Genomic DNA, 17,469 nt, shown 5'->3' on the forward strand with positions numbered 1-17,469 from the left:
TGGCTAAAAATTTGCGCTTAAAGAGAATCCAAAGTTTCTTGATGCTGCTGTAGAACCTACATCAACACCTTGCGACCACCATTTGTTACCAAGTGGCGCTTCAGGATCTAAATCTTTAAGGGTACGATAGATGTAGAACAAATTACGCCCAATTAACGAAAACCTTAAGTTTGTAATGTTTAGTTTTTTAGTAAACGATGCCGGAATTTTATAACTTAAAGTGATTTCCCGCATTTTAATATAGCTGTTATCAAAAATTTCACCTTCGGTTAATGAACCCTCACCCCAGTTATAAGTTGTTAAATAATAATCCGCTGCAGATAAAATTTTTGTATTCGTTAAACCTGTCGTTTGATTTACACCCTGTAATATTACGCCATCATTATAAGTTTTACCATTAACGGTATAGGCAATTCCGCCATTGGCAGCATCTCTGTATTCCATTGAATTTTCTAACATACCTGCACCACGCATGTATTTAAGGTTAGGCGCAATCATTTTACCACCTAAACGATAATCAATCGTAAAATCTAAAGCAACATTACCATAGCTTAATGTATTTGAAAAACCACCAACTGCTTTAGGCATAATGTTACCTGCTTTTACATAAACGGTATTGTCCATTACGTAAAAACCATCATCATTGATTAAGTAATTACCATTGGCATCTGTTTTACGCGGACGGATGTAGATGTTACCCAACTCTTCTCCTGCTCTTGCAACAATTTTTGATGTGGCCTGATCTGAAGAATAGAAGTTTATTTCTGAGTTCGCATCTTTTAATGAGTTTACTTTAGATTTGTTTGTAGAGAAGTTCAATCTGGTATCCCATCTGAATTTACCTGCAATTGGGGTCGCATTAAGCGCAACTTCAAAACCTCTGTTACCAATCTCACCAACATTTACAATCTGACTTTTTGCACCATTCGTGGAAGTTACATCAAGTGGTAAAATCTGGTTTTTAATTTTGTTATCATAATAACTTACATCTAAACCCAGGCGTCCTTTTAGAAAACGAGTTTCTAAACCGAACTCTGCTTCGTGTTTTTTCTCAGGCATTAAACCTAAGTTTCCATAAGCACTTGCTGAAACGATAGATGGTACAGAACCATTAATGGTTTGTAATGAATTTTGTGTATAAGAAACGTTTGCTTCATAAATCGGAGGGGCGTTACCCACAACACCATAAGAGGCTCTTAATTTACCATAAGTCCAGAATGACGGTAACTTAACCAAATCACTGAATACAAAACCACTATTTACTGAATAGTATGAATACTGGTTATTTCCCGGAGGTAAAGTTGACACATATTCCTGACGGGCTGTACCTTCAACGAATAAGAAATCCTTATAACTCAAATTTAATAAACCCAGATAAGCATATTTCAATTGTTCTTTACGCGCTTCTGAAGTTTCTGCAATACCGAAAGAGTTTGAAAGTGCGAAGAAATTCTCTGTTACCAGTCCATCTCTTGTATTCGATCTTAAATCCTTATAGGTTTCTTTTCTGCCCTGGTAACCGCCACTTAATGAAACTGCAAAATCTTGTCCTATTTTATTAGAATACGTTAATAATGCATCTCCATACAACACTGAATACTGTCCCTGGGTTGTGGTATAAGAACCTGTACTTGTATTGCCATTTAATGCACTTGGAATTTCAGTATACTGACGGTTTTCCGTTTTAGCACTGGTGTAATCGTTACCAATACGGCCTCTGAATTTTAAGTTTTTGGCAACATCATAGTTTAAAGTAAAACTGGATAATAACCTGTTCTCGTTTTCATCATATTTATTTTTAAGCTGCTGCCAGTAAAAATCCAGTAAATTTGTTGCTCTGATATTAAAAATAAACGGTTCAGGACGAGCTGTTTGATCGAAAGTAGCATATTTATAACCGTTACTGGTTTGGTATTTCTGCTTCATTAAATCCATATCCTCCGCTCTGCTAAAGAAACCACCAAAAGAACCTAATACCTGACCTAACTGATAAGGTCTGTTTTTTGTCAGGGTATTTACATAACTTACAATAACATCAGCGGTTAACTTTGGCGCTAACTTAATTGTAGAGTTTAAGTTAAACGTATTTCTTGTACCTGTATTTCCTGGCTGAGTACCTTTATAATCGAGTCTAGACGCTGAAAAACGATAATTAACGCCTTCCGTTTGATTGGAAATTGCAACGTTAGCATTTGATGTATAACCGGTTTGATAAACATCTCTGTAATTATCCGGTTGAGGAGAATAAGAGCGGATTGAGCCATCCCACCACCTTACTTGCTGGCCTTCCATTTTCGGTCCAAAATTCGCATAAGCTCTGAAATATGGTCTGAAACCACTTGGAGATTGTGCATCAGGAATCCATCCTTCTTCCGTAGCACCATTCGCTACGTTTGTTTCTCTATCGTACCCAGGACCATAAGTGTTTTGAAAATTTGGAAGAAACGCAACTTTATCAACCGAACCCTGGTAATTAAAGTCGACGCCTAAACCTCTGTTTTTAGAACCTTTTTTGGTTGTAATAACAACCACACCGCTAGCCGCATCAGAACCATACAATGCAGATGCACTTGCACCTTTCAATATTGTTAAGGTTTCGATATCAGCCGGGTTAATGTCTAAAATACCATTACCTCTAACACGCTGGTCATCCCAATAGTTATTATTGTTGGCGCCGGCAGCGCCATTTTGTCCGTCATTTCTAATCATCACACCATCAACAACATAAAGTGGTTGTTGATTGTAATTGATGGAGTTGATACCACGAATCTGAACATTTACAGCGCTACTTGCGCCACCCGGAGCAGTTGTAATTTTTACACCCGCAGCTTTACCATATAATGCAGATGCAAAATTTGTATTACCACCTTCAGTTAATTGCTTAGCCGTTACCGTGCTTACAGCATAACCTAACGATTTTTCCTGGCGTTTAATACCGAGTGCAGTCGTTACAACATTGACCTCGTCCAGCTGACTTGCGTTCTCTTTAAGTGTAATATTAAAAGTCGATTGCCCGCTATACGCAACCTCTTGCTTGGTAAATCCAATGGCAGAAAACACCAAAACCTCATTAGGGTTAACAGAAATAGAAAATTTTCCATTACCGTCGGTTTGTGTTGCCTTAGTTGTCCCTTTCACAGAAACGTTAACACCAGGCACAACGCCGGTTGCATCCTTTACTGTTCCTGTAACAGTTTTCTGTGCGAAAGTTGCTATTGTTATTAAGGTAAACAATAACGTACTTAAGCACTTTAAGTAAATTTTATTCATTTTTTTGTTGTTAGTAGTTATCTATTAATTAGTTGTTGAGTAAGTGATGTTTAGTTCAGGTCTTTTATTTCTCCATAATTATATGTTTTTGTTAATTATTTTTTTGACTAATCGAAATTACTGTGCTCTACAACCAGGCTTGCTGCTGCTAAAAGTTCTGCCTGCTCTGCAAGTTGAGAAAGTACTATACTTGTTTGTTCTGCTATCCTGGGTATACAAAACTTATTTATGGCCTGTTGTATTGGCGGTAAAAGCATCTTACCTGCTTTTGCACCCCGCCCGCTTAAAACAATTCTTTCCGGGTTCATGATGTGAATTAAAGTCGCTAAGCCTTTACCGATCTGAAATGCAGCATCAAACAATATCGATATGGCTACCGGATCCTGTTTTACAACCGCATCAAGAAAATGATCTGCATGATGCTTATTCTTATCTTTAAAAAGCTCCGTCATAATTGTTGGTTCACCCTTATTTACAGCCTCTTCCGCTTTATTTACCATTACCAGTAATGAAGTTTCAACTTCAAGACACCCTCTTTTACCACAAGAACATAGTGTATCAGAATTAGATAAAGGAATATGACTGAATTCACCTGCGTAACCACTGCTACCACGATATAAGTTTCCATTTACAATCATGCCTAAACCGGTTCCCCAACCAATATTTAATACGAGAACATCTTTTAAATCAGCCGCTTCACCAAAATGAAGTTCAGCCAATGCAATTAAACTCGAATCGTTATCTAAAAAGACTGGTAAATTCAATTTCCGGAACAAATAACCTTGAAGACTATTCCCATCTTCAATTGGCATAAAAGAATAATTCATTCCTTTTTCTGCATTTACAAATCCCGGCATCCCTATACCAACACCTAACAGATTTTCTCTATTTATATCAGATTTGGCTATACACTCGTTGATAAATTTTACTAATAAATCAGCACTACCTTCGGCAGACATGTTTAAATCAACTAATTGCGTCGGCAGAATCTTTTTATTGGACAAATCATAAATTGTAAGCCTGGTAATAAATTGATCCATCGCTACCGCAACAGTATATTTTTTATAATCCGGGTTTAAAAGAAACATGACCGGCCTTCTGCCACCTGTTGAAGGTGCAAAACCCTGCTCAATAACTTGTCCTTCCTTTATTAATCCATTAACAATAGACGTAACTAATGGCAGGCTTTTTTGAGTAAGCCTGCTTAAATCAGTTAGGGATAATACCTTCTTATAATATAAATGCTTTATAACATCAGCTTTTAGCTGCTCACTTTTTTTTACTATAGCCGACATTTTTATTTGGTTTCTAAAACAAACTTAATAAAAAAAAATAAAACAATTATAATCTTTTTAAAAAAATTAAAAAGATTAACTAACTAAAAAAAAACGACTTACATCGTGATGTAAGTCGTTTTTCAGTTTGTTAATTATTTCTAATGAATTCCCTTCAGCAATCTGCTCCAGCGTATTTTATGCAGGAAAGATGCTTCACTATCCCAACTCATCCAAATAAATAAGGCTTTACCTACGATATGGTCTTCGGGCACAAAGCCCCAGTAACGTGAATCTGCAGAATTATGGCGGTTATCGCCCATCATCCAGTAATAATTCATTTTAAAAGTATATGATGTTGCGATTTTATCATTGATATACCAGTCTTTTCCTTTTTGTTCAACTTTATTACCTTCATAGGTTCTGATGGCCCTGTAATATAAAGGCATGGTATTGCTGTCGATCTTAACCGTCCATCCTTTAGCCGGAATTTTTATCGGACCGAAATTATCCCTGTTCCAAACCCGGTTAGGATCATGCGGGAACAAGCCGCCAGTCTCAATTTCGCTGGCCGGAGCTGCATCCATATTTACAGATTTAACAAAATCTAAAGCCCTGAGTTCGTCGGCCATTTCAGGAGATATGTTTACCACATAAGTATTCGTAGCTACTGCAGGTGTATTGCCAAGGTCTAATTTAAATTCGTCAAGGGCCGAATAATTAAAATCCATTGTTTTAAACTCCAGCCGATAAGGCATCATACCTGTACTTTTCAATGGTTCATCCTTACCGTTTACGTTGGCGATACCATTCTTCATGCTGATTACATCGCCGGCGATGCCAATACAGCGTTTAATAAAGTTTTCGCGTTTATCAACCGGTCTGCTGGTTATCGTAAACTGGCTGTGAACAGATGCCCTGCCATACTGCCTGACCAAATCATAATAACTTGGCACCTGATTTTCTACTGCTACGGTATCACCTTCAGGAAAGTTAAATACCACCACATCGTTTCTTTTAACATCGGATAAGCCCGGCAAACGGCGATATTTCCATTGAACGCCATCCCAATACGCTTTTGTTGATGTCGTTAAGGGCATGGTATGGTGTGCGAAAGGGAAGGCAACCGGTGTCATCGGGATACGGGCACCATAATTTACCTTACTTACAAAAAGAAAATCACCTATTAACAACGAACGCTCCATTGAACCTGAAGGAATGGTGTAAGCTTCGATAAAAAACACCCTGATTATGGTTGCTGCAATTACGGCAAAAACAATCGCATCCACCCATTCGCGGGTTTTAGTTTTTTTCTTTTTATTGGCATCCTTTTTTTTCTGCCAGAATTTATAATTCATATTTATGTTTAGTTGGTTAACGGCTTAATTATGCAAACCGGTTAACTGTTATCTGATTTTTTCCTTCGGTATGATTACACTGATTAGGTGATTCCACCGATTTAACTTATTCCTAATTTAGATCTTCCGCTTTAGTCTTTTAGCTTTACTCAAATATATCAGTAATACTGAAGAATCCTTTTTTATTTTCAAGCCATTCGGCAGCTACAACTGCGCCAAGCGCAAAGCCTGCCCTGCTATGTGCGGTATGTTTAATCTCAATTTCATCAACCTCACTGCTGTAAATTACCGTGTGCGTTCCGGGTATATTTTCAATCCGGTGCGACTCAATCAGCAACTGCTCCGGCTTTGGAAATAATTCTACGTTCGTGCCAACCACTTCATTTAACCATTCCGATTTTCTATCCAGGTTATCAACAATACCTTCCGCAATTGTAATCGCCGTACCGCTTGGTGCATCGAGCTTTTGCGTATGGTGAATCTCTTCCACCTGAACTTCATAAGCCGGATAATTATTCATCAGCTTGGCTAAAGTTTGGTTTAGCTTAAAAAATAAATTAACGCCGATACTAAAGTTAGACCCATACAACAAGGTATTGTTACTGCTGTTGCATTCATTTTTAACTTCCTGTAATTTGCCGTACCAACCTGTTGTGCCAACCACTACCGGTACATTGGCATCAAAACAGGTGTAAATATTTTTCAAAACCGAATCCGGTGTACTAAAATCAATCGCTACATCTGCAGCTTTCAGATTTTGACGTGTTAAATCGTCCTGATTATCAATTGATATTTTTAAAACGATTTCGTGGCCACGTTCCAATGCAAATTTTTCGATAATCTGCCCCATTTTACCATATCCTAAAAGCGCAATTTTCATCTATTTAAATTTGTTTTAATTGTGATGAGGTTTATTTTTATGTATTAAAATCTTAACGAGACTTTTAAAGCCGGCATGGTATTAAAACCATACATCGAATTCGGATTGCTCATTAAAGATGGCGTTACTTTCAATGCAACAGAATCATCTATGTTAAAGAAATTTAACCTTGCAGCAACATACGCATCGATAACCTGTACGGCATAAACGGCAAAGTAGGAGAAAATAACAATCTGTGTATTTCTTTTGAAAATCGCCTGAGCTTCAGTAACGTTGGTATCTCCATATCTGACAAGATCAGGATTTACAGGTTGTTTCTTCGTTGGGTCTGTCTCCAGCCTGTTAAATGCCCTAACCTGGGCCTCCTTTAAAAAAATCTTATAGCTGTTTCGATTATCGATATAAGATATCGTGAGCAAAGTAAATCCGCCATAAATAAGACCAACCTTACCTAAGGTATATGTTTTCTGCCAGAAATGCCCTGTTTTTTCGCCACGTGCATTAAGCTTATCTCGTAACAACTGATTGTTATACAGCTGGCCCCAACCCGGAATAATTAAAGATTTAAAAATGGCTTTCCGACCGGCAATTTTACCAGGGTTAATATATTTTACTTTCGCTGTATCTTGTCTTCTGGAAGAAGAATCGATTTTAACGGCTTTTTGTGGGATTGCCCGGGTTGTATCTAAAGGCTTTAAAACAGTATCCTTAACCTGCGCAGATGCCAGATTTACAAATAAAAATGTAAATACTAAAAATAGTGTTAAATGTGTCGCCTTTAGCATTACCAATCTAATAACTCTAAAATTCTGTTTAAGTCGTCGTCACTTACAAAAGGAATTTCTATTGCACCTTTACCGTTTTGAGTAACTTTTAACTTTACACGAGTTGCAAATTTTGACGCTAAATCATCTTGCAGTTTTTGATATTGAAAAGATACACCTTTTGCTTTTGGTTTATCTTCAATTTTAAGGGGTGTATGCTGCAGGTTGCGAACCAATTCCTCCACTTTACGAACGGATAAACCTTTTTCTAAAATTTCCTGGTGTATAAACAATTGCTTATCAACACCATCAACATTAATTAAAGCACGGGCATGCCCCATTGATATTCTTTGGTCGCGAATGGATGCCTGTATTGCAGGCGGAAGTTTTAATAAACGTAAATAATTGGTAACCGTGGTGCGGTTTTTCCCTACCCGTTCACCTAACTGTTCTTGTTTTAAACCGACTTCATCAATCATTCTCTGGAAACTCAGTGCAACTTCAATTGCATTTAAGTTTTCCCGCTGAATGTTTTCGATTAGTGCCATTTCCAGCATTTGCTGGTCGTTAGCACTGCGGATATAAGCAGGAATCTGTGTTAAGCCGGCCAATTTTGAAGCCCTGAATCTTCTTTCACCGGAGATTAACTGGTATTTATTGGCGCCGGTTTTTCTAACGGTAATGGGCTGAATTAAACCCTGAACTTTAATGGAATCGGCAAGTTCATTTAAGGCAACCTGGTCAAACTCAGTACGGGGTTGATATGGATTAGTTTCAACTTCAGTTAAACTTACATGACTGATGTTACCAATCTGCTCGGTTTCACTTACCGCATTTACCTGCTGTTTCGGCGGATGAGCAGATTCGCTATCATCTAAAAGCGCACTTAACCCTCTTCCTAAACCTGTTTTTCGCTGAAAAGATGTCATCTATAATTTATAAAGTTGCTGTATCAATATTTTCTTCTTCTTTCAATAAGCCGTTTTTCTTAACGATTTCGCGGGCAAGATTTAAGTAATTGATGGCACCCTTGCAATTTGCATCATGCATAATTACGGATACACCATAACTTGGCGCCTCGCTTAACCTGGTATTACGCTGAATAATTGTATCGAAAACCAACTCGTGGAAATGCGTTCTGACTTCTTCCACAACCTGGTTTGATAAGCGCAAACGAACATCGTACATGGTCAATAAAATGCCTTCGATTTCTAATTCAGGATTTAAACGGTTCTGCACAATTTTAATTGTATTCAACAATTTACCTAAACCTTCCAACGCGAAGTATTCACATTGAACCGGAATGATAACAGAGTCTGCAGCTGTTAATGCGTTGATGGTAATTAAGCCCAAAGATGGTGAACAATCGATAATGATGAAGTCGTACTGATCTTTGATTTTCTCCAGAACAGCCTTCATTTTATATTCGCGGTTGTTCAGGTTAATCATCTCAATTTCGGCACCTACCAAATCGATATGTGCAGGCAGCAAATCTAAATTTGGTGTATCTGTTTTTTGAATCGCCTGTAGGGGATCGATATCGTTAATGATACATTCATAAATACTATCTTTTATATTTCTTGGGTCGAAACCAATACCTGACGTTGAATTTGCCTGAGGATCAGCATCTACCAATAATGTTTTATATTCCAGCACGGCTAAACTCGCAGCCAGGTTTATTGATGAGGTTGTTTTACCAACACCACCTTTTTGATTTGCTAATGCAATAATTTTGCTCATCTATATATCAGAAATTTACTTAACGCTTATTTAGCAAGGTTATTTTATGCCTTTTAATCGATTAAAAGTTCTATTTTTGCGCTGTTTACGCCCTTTTTCTCAATCAGCTAAGATACAAACTATATGGTAATTTTAGCAATTAGGGCATTCGCGTTTTAAACATCTTATTAACAATTTGCCCATGATTACGATTATAGCTGCCACGAACAGACCCAATAGCAATACGTTAAAAGTTGCCGCATATTACCGGCAACAACTTAAAATCAAGGGTGTAGAATCTAACTTACTCAGCCTGGAGCATTTACCTGCCGATGTTTTGAATACCGACATGTATGGTAAACGGTCGGAAGCTTTTCAGAAAATTCAGGATTTAATTTTAACTACGGATAAATTTATCTTTATCATGCCCGAATACAACGGGAGTTATCCGGGTGTGTTAAAAGTACTTATTGATGCTTGTAACTTTCCCGAAAGTTTTTACGATAAAAAAGCGGCTTTGGTTGGCATTTCATCCGGCAAGTATGGCAATATTCGCGGCGTGGATCATTTTACTGGTGTTTGCCATTATATCCATTTAAACGTTTTGCCTTTACGCCTGCATATTCCAAACATTAAAACAGAGTTGGATACCGATGGGAATTTGATAAAAGAAGATACCATCAAGTTTACGAGTGAACAGATAGATAAGTTTATTCATTTCTAAACCAGGATTGGAACAGGATTTTGGGATTTTAATTCCAATCTGATTCCATGAGGCTATTTCATAAATCAATTTATCTTTGGATATTGTCTCGTTGAGCTTGTCGAAACGCCTCAAAAGGCAGCTTGTGTAAGTCTTTCGACAGGCTCAAGATGACATTTCGTATTTATGAGACAGTCTCGTTTATTAGGCAAATATCTGTTTGCCCGAATATTTTGCAGGTTCACGCAGATTTAAATGCATACTGGGTTATGACATCTTTTTATATAATTCCGGTCTGTGAAGACACAGACCGGGGAGTTGGTGTCGCTTTGGTCTTTCTGCTTTAAGCTTTTTAAGCGCCAAACCGAATCCATTTATCACCTTCGTGACCAAAAATAAATGAGCCGGGGTGAATCATCTCTGCCATATCTTCGATTAAAGAAATAACATTTTCCGCAGCACGCTGGCGGTTCACATCATCGTTTAAAAGAATAATCCGATTATTTTTAACGGCTGGCCAATCTGGATTTAATACCGAAGGAACCTCACGCATTAAATCGGTTAACGTTTTTCCGGGATGGTAGTAAATGATAAATGCTGCGTTAAAAATATCGGATTCCAACATTCCGCCTGCCAGTGTTAGCTCTTCTGCTAAAAAATAACCTGGACTATTATTTACATCGAGCAAAGCAACCGGCATCTTATCCATAAACTTAATTTTATGCTCTACAATATCTAAACGTTCCTGTAAATCTTCTTGCCTTGTGGCATCGAGGCCAATAAATAAATCGTTTAAAAAAGACATCTGCATTAAATTTATTAATTTGTGCAAAAATAACATTCCTTACCGCATGCGAGGCTCATTTCACTATATATTTTGGTTTTTTTGCTTTATTATTTTCATTTCATGCAACGGAACTACGGATGACAAAAACAAGAAAGTCTTTAATATAAACTTAGACCAGGGCCTAACCTCCTTAGATCCGGCATTTGCCCGCAATCAGAATGCAATATGGATGACCAATCAGATTTTCAATGGTTTGGTCCAAATCGATTCGACTTTGCAAACCGTTCCCTGCATTGCTAAAACCTGGCAGATTTCGGAAGATGCTTTAACTTACACATTTAATCTTCGCAATGATGTTTACTTTCAGGACGACCCGATTTTTAAAAATGGTAAAGGCCGAAAAGTTACAGCCAGTGATTTTGCCTATAGTTTTTATCGATTAATTGATCCAAAGGTTGCCTCCTCCGGCGGTTGGATTTTTAGTGATAAGGTAAAAGACGAGAAAAATTTCATTGCCCTGAACGATTCAACTTTTCAAATAAAGCTGGTTCGCCCTTTTCCGCCTTTTATGAGCCTCCTTACTTCGCAATACTGTTCTGTAGTACCAAAAGAAGTTGTTGAACATTATGGAAAAGATTTTAGAAGTCATCCGGTTGGTACAGGTCCTTTTAAATTTAAATACTGGAAGGAAGGCGAAATTTTAGTGCTTCTAAAAAATGATCATTATTGGGAAAAGGATTCTAATGGCAATCAGCTACCCTATATCGACGCTTTAAAAGCTTCATTTATTACGGATAAACAAAGTGGCTTTATGAGCTTCTTAAAAAAGGATTTAGATTTTTATTACAGTGTTGATGGTAGTTACCGGGATGATATTTTGACGAAAAGCGGTAATATGACTTCTAAATATAAAGGGAAATTTACACTCAGAAAAGGCCCGTATTTGTGCACCGAATATGTTGGTATTCTGGTCGACACAACGTTAGACATTGTTAAAAATTCTCCACTTCGATTTAAAAAAATCAGACAGGCCATAAATTATTCCATCGACAGGGAAAAGCTGATTAAATATTTGAGGAACGGTATTGGCATTCCGGCAACCTCTGGTTTTATTCCAAAGGGGATGCCCGGTTTTGATAGTGCTGCCGTACATGGTTACCACTACAACCCAAAGCTGGCTGCTAAATTATTAAGTGAAGCGGGCTTCCCTGAGGGCAAAGGCTTATCGGAAATTACTTTAAATACAACCACAACTTATAAAGATTTAATCGAGTTTATTCAGGGTGAGTTAAGTGCTATTGGCATCAAAACCAAAATTGATGTAAGTCCGAGTGCGAGTTTGAGAGACCTGATGTCTAAAAACAATGTAAACTTTTTCCGAGGAAGCTGGATTGCAGATTATGCCGATGGCGAAAATTACCTGTCGATGTTTTATTCTAAAAATAAAGTGCCGTACGGACCTAATTATACCGCTTTTTACAACAAGGCTTTTGATAAATTATTCGAAGAAAGTTACTACGAGCCTGATAACGAAAAGCGCTTTAAACTATATCAGCAAATGGACCAAATGGTAATGGATTATTCTCCTGTGGTTCCTGTTTTTTATGATCAATCGGTTGTAATGTTACAAAATAACATCAGCGGTTACCCAATGAATCCCTTGAGTTTAATGATTTTGAAACGGATAAAAAAGAAATAAAAAAGAGTCTGCTAATAATAAACATGTCATCCTGAGCCTGTCGAAGGACGTATAAAAACTGAATTTTAAGCGTTTCGACAGGCTCAACATGACAACATTCAAAAGTGAATTGCTTTACAAGCAGCCACTTTGATTTTATATTAGATTGGGTTTGACAAATTATTGTTGAACGCCGCCCATGCCACCACCTTGTTGTTGCTGATCTTGTTTAATATCGTCGTTTTTAATTTTCTTTTTCTCTGTAAATTTAAGTTTACCAAAAGTATAGCTAAAGTTTAAGGTATAATTACGCAAAGGGTAGTAAATGTTTTGGCTCTGGTAAATTGTACCTGTTTGATTCACGGCATTATTAATTGTTTTAATATGCAAATCTCTTGTAAAAGGATTCAATGTGCCTAATCCGATGCTGCCTTTCTTTTTAAAGATTTCCTTCTTGATGGATGCACCATAAATATAAAACGGATCAGTAACACCCTGATAAGTACGTCTTTTCGATGTAATTACGTTAAATAACTCAAAATTATACCCCTTACCAAAACCGTATGCCGAACGTACAAACCAGTTGAAGTTAAAAAAGGTACCTGTATTAACATTGGTTATATTATTGGTTACCGAATATGTATTTCCTGCAAAGTTGGTCATTAGGGTCCATTTTGGTTTAGGATTGTAAGATGCAAAAACATTAAATCCATAAACCGGTGCAGTACCCACGTTTATATAAGAAGTTAAGGTTTTGTTCACACCATTTTCCGATATGGGCGAAATCGAATTTTCGATTACATCGCTGGTACGGCGATAAAATATTGATGCGTTTATTATCGAGCCTTTGATAAAAGTGCTGTAGCCTAATTCTAAATTATCACTTAGCTCAGGATTCAACTGAGGATTACCCTGCATAATGTTAAACTGGTCGCTCTCATTACGGAAAGGATTTAAGTAAGATTGCGAAGGTCGTTGCACACGACGGTTGTAGCTAAGCTTTAAAGTAGCACCACCTTTTAAACTTTGTGATATGATTGCGCTTGGAAATAAGTTTAAATAATCATTTTTCTGAATCCCACTACTTTGTGTGTTAAAATCTATTCGGGTATATTCAGCCCTCAAACCACCTTTAAATTTTAATTTTTTTGTTAAATCAAAACTGATAACACCATATGCTGCACCAACGTTTTGGTTGTATTCGAAATCCTGAGCGGTATTATCAAACTGACTTTGTATATCGCGTAATATAGCTTTTGCACCAACTTCTAAAGTTGTTTTTTTATTAAACGGATAAGTATAATCTGTTTGAAAAGTATATTCATTGTTTTTACCGGTGTTGTTACTATTGGTTAGTAAACCTGATGGGTATACAGCCGAGGTAAGCAAATTGCTAAAACTTGTTGGCGTACGACCCGTTGATAACTGTGCAGATATGGAGAACTCCTCGCCTTCTTTTTTACTGGTTTTCCGGTAATCAACATTCCAGTCTAAGTTTCTGAAGGTCATGTCCATATCTCCGATGTTAGACGCCGCCAGGTTATTAATTAAATAATTGGTTTCACTTGGTCCGCCATTTGAAAAACTATTAAATTTTGCAGTCGTGCTGATGTTGTTATACGCATTAAAATCGTAATCTAAACCGACACTACCATTATATCCGTTGCGGCTCCACTTAGAAAATCCACTTTGTGAGATATTGTTTGTGGTTCCATTTAAATAAGTTGTATTCGTAATAAATTCAGTTTGTGATCTTTGTGCATAGGCTAAATTCGTACCTAAACTTGTATTTACGCTTAATCGCCCTGTTTTAGCGGTTAAATTAAATGAACCATTATTCTGACGCGTTCCTGCTGCAGCATTTACCGAACCGCTTACACCTTGAGCATTCGATTTTTTGGTAATAATATTGATAATACCACCCGAACCTTCGGCATCATATTTTGCTGAAGGACTAGTGATAACTTCTACCGTTTTGATTTGCTCTGCGGGGATCATTTTTAATGCATCGGCAACACTGCTTGCCATTGTACCCGAAGGCTTGCCATTAATTAAAACACGAACGGCACCGCCACGAAGTTGAATGTTTCCGGTAGCATCAACGGAAAGCATGGGTACTTTACGCATTACATCTGTTGCATCGCCACCTGCATTTGTTCCATCGGCCTCTGCATTGTAAACCATTCTGTCGATTTTATTTTCGATAATCGCTTTAGTACCTGTAATTTGCACATCAGCCAGATTATTTTCTGTTGATGAAATAACAACGTTTCCCAAATTAAAATCTGGCTTTGCAGGCGTTGTGGTAACTAAAATCGATTTGGTTTTGTAACCCATAAAACCAATCATCAGTTTATAAGCATCAGGCGCAATATTTTGTAAGGTCAACTTTCCTTTTTCGTCTGTTACGCCGCCATTCACAGATTTATTGTCCTTAACTTTTAATAGTGATATTGTTGCATAGTCTATTGGTTTCTTACTTACTGAATCTAAAACAGTAATGCTGATACGACCTGCGACAGTTGTTTTTTGAGCGCCACCCATTCCGAATTGTGCACGAGCATTGAAAAATATTCCGAGGATAAAGGTTAATAGTAGAATTCGTTTCATGTTAATAATAGTCTTTAGTAATTAGTCTGCGCAAGTTGCATTTTGTTACAATGCAGAAGAATAGTTTTTACGCGACCTGGTTAGTTTGGTCGGCAAAGGTGCAACTTTTTCCGGTAAAAATGATGTAACAGGATGAGTTATGGAAAATGTAGGAGGGAAAATGGGAGATGGAGATGGAAAATGGATGATGGAAGATGGATAATGGAAAATGGATGATGGGCATAAAAAGGAGTGTAAATAAAAAATGGATAACAGACCTTTCGACCATTATCCACCTCCGTATTTCATGAACAATGATAATTCCATCATCCATCTTACCTGATTACATCTTACTTAATTACCTATTCGTATTGTTTGGTCTGGTGTAAACCAGTTGCATAACATTAATGTTACGCATGGCGAAAGCCGCTTCACAATAATTTAAGTAATAATTCCATTTGCGGATAAAAGTTTCATCAAAACCCAGGGCGCTAACTTTGTCCAGATGCTTGTTGAATTCTATAAACCAAAGATGAAGCGTTCTGGCATAGTCTAAACCCATATCCTTTAAATCAACCATGGTTAAATCGCCGGTTTTATTAATTGCTTTATTAATAGCGGCAACTGATGGCAAAAGGGAACCCGGGAAGATATGTTTCTGAATCCAGTCTACCCCATTTCTTAACTTATCATACCTGCTATCAGGCGAGGTAATCACCTGGAAAGCGAAAATACCATCAGGTTTTAATAAGGACTGGCATTTCTCAAAATAAATTTCCAGAAATTGGTGACCAACAGCTTCAAGCATTTCGATAGAAACGATTTTATCAAAAGTTCCTTCAATATTTCTGTAATCCTGAATAATAATGGAAACCTTGTCTTCTAAATTTTCTTCCTTTACTCGTTCAACAGCCAGTTTTTGCTGCTCCTTAGAAATGGTAACTGAAGTTACTCTGCAGCCATAATTCTTCGCTAAAAAGATCGCGTTTCCGCCCCAACCGCTGCCAATTTCCAGCACATGGTCGGTTGGTTTAATTTTAAGTTGCCTGGCTAATCTGTCGTATTTAGCATATTGGGCATCTTCTAAGCCCACATCCTCATTCAAAAAATATCCGCTTGAATAAGTCATTGTTTTATCCAGAAAAGTAGCGAAGAAATCGTTGTTTAAATCGTAATGTTCAGCTATATTTTTCTGCGAACCAGCAAGCGTATTTGCCCGGCGAACATGGCTTAACTTGTTTACAAATTTAAATAAATTAAGGGCAATTGATTTTGCCTTGCTTCCGGTAACAGATGGTGCATGCTCGATATTTAAAATTACCCATTTAATAACGTTGGTAATGTTAGATGTATCCCATAACCCCGATGTATAACCCTCGCCAAAGCCAATATCGCCATATAAAGCGAGCGACTTAAAAAAATCAGGATGATTTACTTGAATATTTGCCGAAATTTTGTCTTCACTATTTCCAAAAGTCAAAGTTTCGCCATTTGGCAATGAAAGTTCCAATTTGCCTAATGTCATTTTCGAAAGTGCTTTCAGTACAATCTTTTCAAAAAAACCTGCTGATGTTTTAGTAGCGACAAGCGTATTCATAATCTTTAATATCTATTTAGTTTGAGGTTTATATGGTTTATATACGTTACGTTGGAGTTCAGGGTTTTCGGCTTTCGGATGAAAAGGTATTTTTTTTAGCCACAATTTAAAAGCCTGCCAATGAATCATACCCATTATCTGCAAAGGGATAAGTGGAATAGACAGAAAGTATTTTAACATATTTGCATTTGTTAATGGCCTTTTTTCGCCTTTCAAAGTACTGATAAAAAATTTATTTCCATGTTTATCCAGGTCATCAATTTTAATATCCAGTTTTTCGGAAGGAACTTTCAAACTGAAATCAAAAAAATCGTCGTGATCGATAAAAGGTGATACATAAAAATATTTCGTGGTAATTTTTTTAAAGGTATCGCCACCCAATTCTTCTTTTCCGAAAAAGAAAAGCTTCATTTCGCGATAGGTATTGCTGATTTCGGCTACGCAGCAAACCGGATTTTCATTTCCGTCAAAACAGAAATAAAAAGAAACCGGATTGAAATTATAGCCCAAAACATTCAGGTTGGTGAGGAGTTTGATTTTTAAATTTGAATCGTCGATACCATTTTCCTTGAGGTAAAGCCCTAAATGTTCGCGTGTATTTTTTGTTTTATCCGGGTTTTCTTTTGGCAATTGCAAATGCTCCGCATCTCTGAAAGAGAACAAGTTAAACTTATCCCTGCTAAACCATTTCAACTTTTTTGCCAGCAAATCTATTTCATCCAAATCGATATAAAACATGTATACATTATACCAAAATGAGTGCTTTTTCGGCGCAAGCCGGTTATGCATTACTTTAGCGGTATAGATGCAAGATGTAAGATGTGGAATGGATGATGGAATATTCATGTAA

The 17,469-nt window shown here is 37.2% G+C and carries 13 protein-coding genes; 2 read left to right on the forward strand and 11 right to left on the reverse strand.

Annotation, left to right across the window (positions count from 1 at the left end):
* Positions 1 to 3: 3 nt before the first annotated feature.
* From O0931_RS16370 to O0931_RS16400, 7 genes are all read right to left on the reverse strand, one after another.
* Positions 4 to 3,270, reverse strand: a complete 3,267-nt coding sequence (locus tag O0931_RS16370) for a SusC/RagA family TonB-linked outer membrane protein (RefSeq protein WP_269416554.1) — start codon at positions 3,268 to 3,270, stop codon at positions 4 to 6.
* 107 nt (positions 3,271 to 3,377) lie between these two features.
* Positions 3,378 to 4,565, reverse strand: a complete 1,188-nt coding sequence (locus tag O0931_RS16375) for an ROK family protein (protein WP_269416555.1) — start codon at positions 4,563 to 4,565, stop codon at positions 3,378 to 3,380.
* Between the two features lie 140 nt (positions 4,566 to 4,705).
* The gene (gene lepB / locus O0931_RS16380) at positions 4,706 to 5,902 is read right to left on the reverse strand and encodes a signal peptidase I (RefSeq protein ID WP_269416556.1); all 1,197 of its coding nucleotides are present in this window, start codon (positions 5,900 to 5,902) and stop codon (positions 4,706 to 4,708) included.
* Between the two features lie 145 nt (positions 5,903 to 6,047).
* A complete protein-coding gene (dapB, locus tag O0931_RS16385) occupies positions 6,048 to 6,782 on the reverse strand; it encodes a 4-hydroxy-tetrahydrodipicolinate reductase (RefSeq protein WP_269416557.1) in 735 nt (244 codons plus the stop codon).
* 44 nt (positions 6,783 to 6,826) lie between these two features.
* Positions 6,827 to 7,567 (reverse strand): DUF5683 domain-containing protein, encoded by a 741-nt coding sequence (locus tag O0931_RS16390; RefSeq protein WP_269416558.1) that lies wholly within the window; start codon positions 7,565 to 7,567, stop codon positions 6,827 to 6,829.
* Positions 7,567 to 8,475 (reverse strand): ParB/RepB/Spo0J family partition protein, encoded by a 909-nt coding sequence (locus tag O0931_RS16395; protein ID WP_269416559.1) that lies wholly within the window; start codon positions 8,473 to 8,475, stop codon positions 7,567 to 7,569. The genes O0931_RS16390 and O0931_RS16395 overlap by 1 nt, the downstream gene beginning before the upstream one ends.
* 7 nt (positions 8,476 to 8,482) lie before the next feature.
* Positions 8,483 to 9,286, reverse strand: coding sequence for a ParA family protein (locus O0931_RS16400; RefSeq protein ID WP_056870038.1), 804 nt, complete (start codon positions 9,284 to 9,286; stop codon positions 8,483 to 8,485).
* Between the two features lie 181 nt (positions 9,287 to 9,467).
* Between O0931_RS16400 and O0931_RS16405 the strand changes: the two genes are divergently transcribed.
* Positions 9,468 to 9,989, forward strand: a complete 522-nt coding sequence (locus O0931_RS16405) for an NADPH-dependent FMN reductase (RefSeq protein WP_269416560.1) — start codon at positions 9,468 to 9,470, stop codon at positions 9,987 to 9,989.
* Positions 9,990 to 10,320: 331 nt separating this feature from the next.
* On the opposite strand, the gene O0931_RS16410 is transcribed toward O0931_RS16405, so the two are convergent.
* Positions 10,321 to 10,773, reverse strand: coding sequence for a substrate-binding domain-containing protein (locus O0931_RS16410; RefSeq protein ID WP_269416562.1), 453 nt, complete (start codon positions 10,771 to 10,773; stop codon positions 10,321 to 10,323).
* Between the two features lie 211 nt (positions 10,774 to 10,984).
* Between O0931_RS16410 and O0931_RS16415 the strand changes: the two genes are divergently transcribed.
* The gene (locus O0931_RS16415; protein ID WP_269416563.1) at positions 10,985 to 12,454 is read left to right on the forward strand and encodes an ABC transporter substrate-binding protein; all 1,470 of its coding nucleotides are present in this window, start codon (positions 10,985 to 10,987) and stop codon (positions 12,452 to 12,454) included.
* Between the two features lie 159 nt (positions 12,455 to 12,613).
* Here O0931_RS16415 and O0931_RS16420 read toward each other — a convergent pair whose 3' ends face one another.
* From O0931_RS16420 to O0931_RS16430, 3 genes are all read right to left on the reverse strand, one after another.
* Positions 12,614 to 15,043, reverse strand: coding sequence for a TonB-dependent receptor domain-containing protein (locus O0931_RS16420; protein WP_269416564.1), 2,430 nt, complete (start codon positions 15,041 to 15,043; stop codon positions 12,614 to 12,616).
* Between the two features lie 337 nt (positions 15,044 to 15,380).
* Entirely contained in the window at positions 15,381 to 16,619 is a 1,239-nt protein-coding gene (locus O0931_RS16425; RefSeq protein WP_269416565.1) for an SAM-dependent methyltransferase, read from the reverse strand.
* Between the two features lie 12 nt (positions 16,620 to 16,631).
* On the reverse strand, positions 16,632 to 17,465 hold the full coding sequence (locus O0931_RS16430) for a DUF1365 domain-containing protein (protein WP_269416566.1): 834 nt from the start codon (positions 17,463 to 17,465) through the stop codon (positions 16,632 to 16,634).
* Between the last annotated feature and the right edge of the window lie 4 nt (positions 17,466 to 17,469).

Origin of the sequence: Pedobacter rhodius, from assembly GCF_027213645.1 — a bacterium.
Taxonomy (GTDB): Bacteria; Bacteroidota; Bacteroidia; order Sphingobacteriales; family Sphingobacteriaceae; genus Pedobacter; species Pedobacter rhodius.

What these genes read in the sequence shown, in the direction of transcription:
- O0931_RS16370 (WP_269416554.1), bottom strand. Translation starts at nt 3,270, where the DNA reads ATGAATAAAATTTACTTAAAGTGCTTAAGTACGTTATTGTTTACCTTA.
- O0931_RS16375 (WP_269416555.1), bottom strand. Translation starts at nt 4,565, where the DNA reads ATGTCGGCTATAGTAAAAAAAAGTGAGCAGCTAAAAGCTGATGTTATA.
- lepB (WP_269416556.1), bottom strand. Translation starts at nt 5,902, where the DNA reads ATGAATTATAAATTCTGGCAGAAAAAAAAGGATGCCAATAAAAAGAAA.
- dapB (WP_269416557.1), bottom strand. Translation starts at nt 6,782, where the DNA reads ATGAAAATTGCGCTTTTAGGATATGGTAAAATGGGGCAGATTATCGAA.
- O0931_RS16390 (WP_269416558.1), bottom strand. Translation starts at nt 7,567, where the DNA reads ATGCTAAAGGCGACACATTTAACACTATTTTTAGTATTTACATTTTTA.
- O0931_RS16395 (WP_269416559.1), bottom strand. Translation starts at nt 8,475, where the DNA reads ATGACATCTTTTCAGCGAAAAACAGGTTTAGGAAGAGGGTTAAGTGCG.
- O0931_RS16400 (WP_056870038.1), bottom strand. Translation starts at nt 9,286, where the DNA reads ATGAGCAAAATTATTGCATTAGCAAATCAAAAAGGTGGTGTTGGTAAA.
- O0931_RS16405 (WP_269416560.1), top strand. Translation starts at nt 9,468, where the DNA reads ATGATTACGATTATAGCTGCCACGAACAGACCCAATAGCAATACGTTA.
- O0931_RS16410 (WP_269416562.1), bottom strand. Translation starts at nt 10,773, where the DNA reads ATGTCTTTTTTAAACGATTTATTTATTGGCCTCGATGCCACAAGGCAA.
- O0931_RS16415 (WP_269416563.1), top strand. Translation starts at nt 10,985, where the DNA reads ATGACCAATCAGATTTTCAATGGTTTGGTCCAAATCGATTCGACTTTG.
- O0931_RS16420 (WP_269416564.1), bottom strand. Translation starts at nt 15,043, where the DNA reads ATGAAACGAATTCTACTATTAACCTTTATCCTCGGAATATTTTTCAAT.
- O0931_RS16425 (WP_269416565.1), bottom strand. Translation starts at nt 16,619, where the DNA reads ATGAATACGCTTGTCGCTACTAAAACATCAGCAGGTTTTTTTGAAAAG.
- O0931_RS16430 (WP_269416566.1), bottom strand. Translation starts at nt 17,465, where the DNA reads ATGAATATTCCATCATCCATTCCACATCTTACATCTTGCATCTATACC.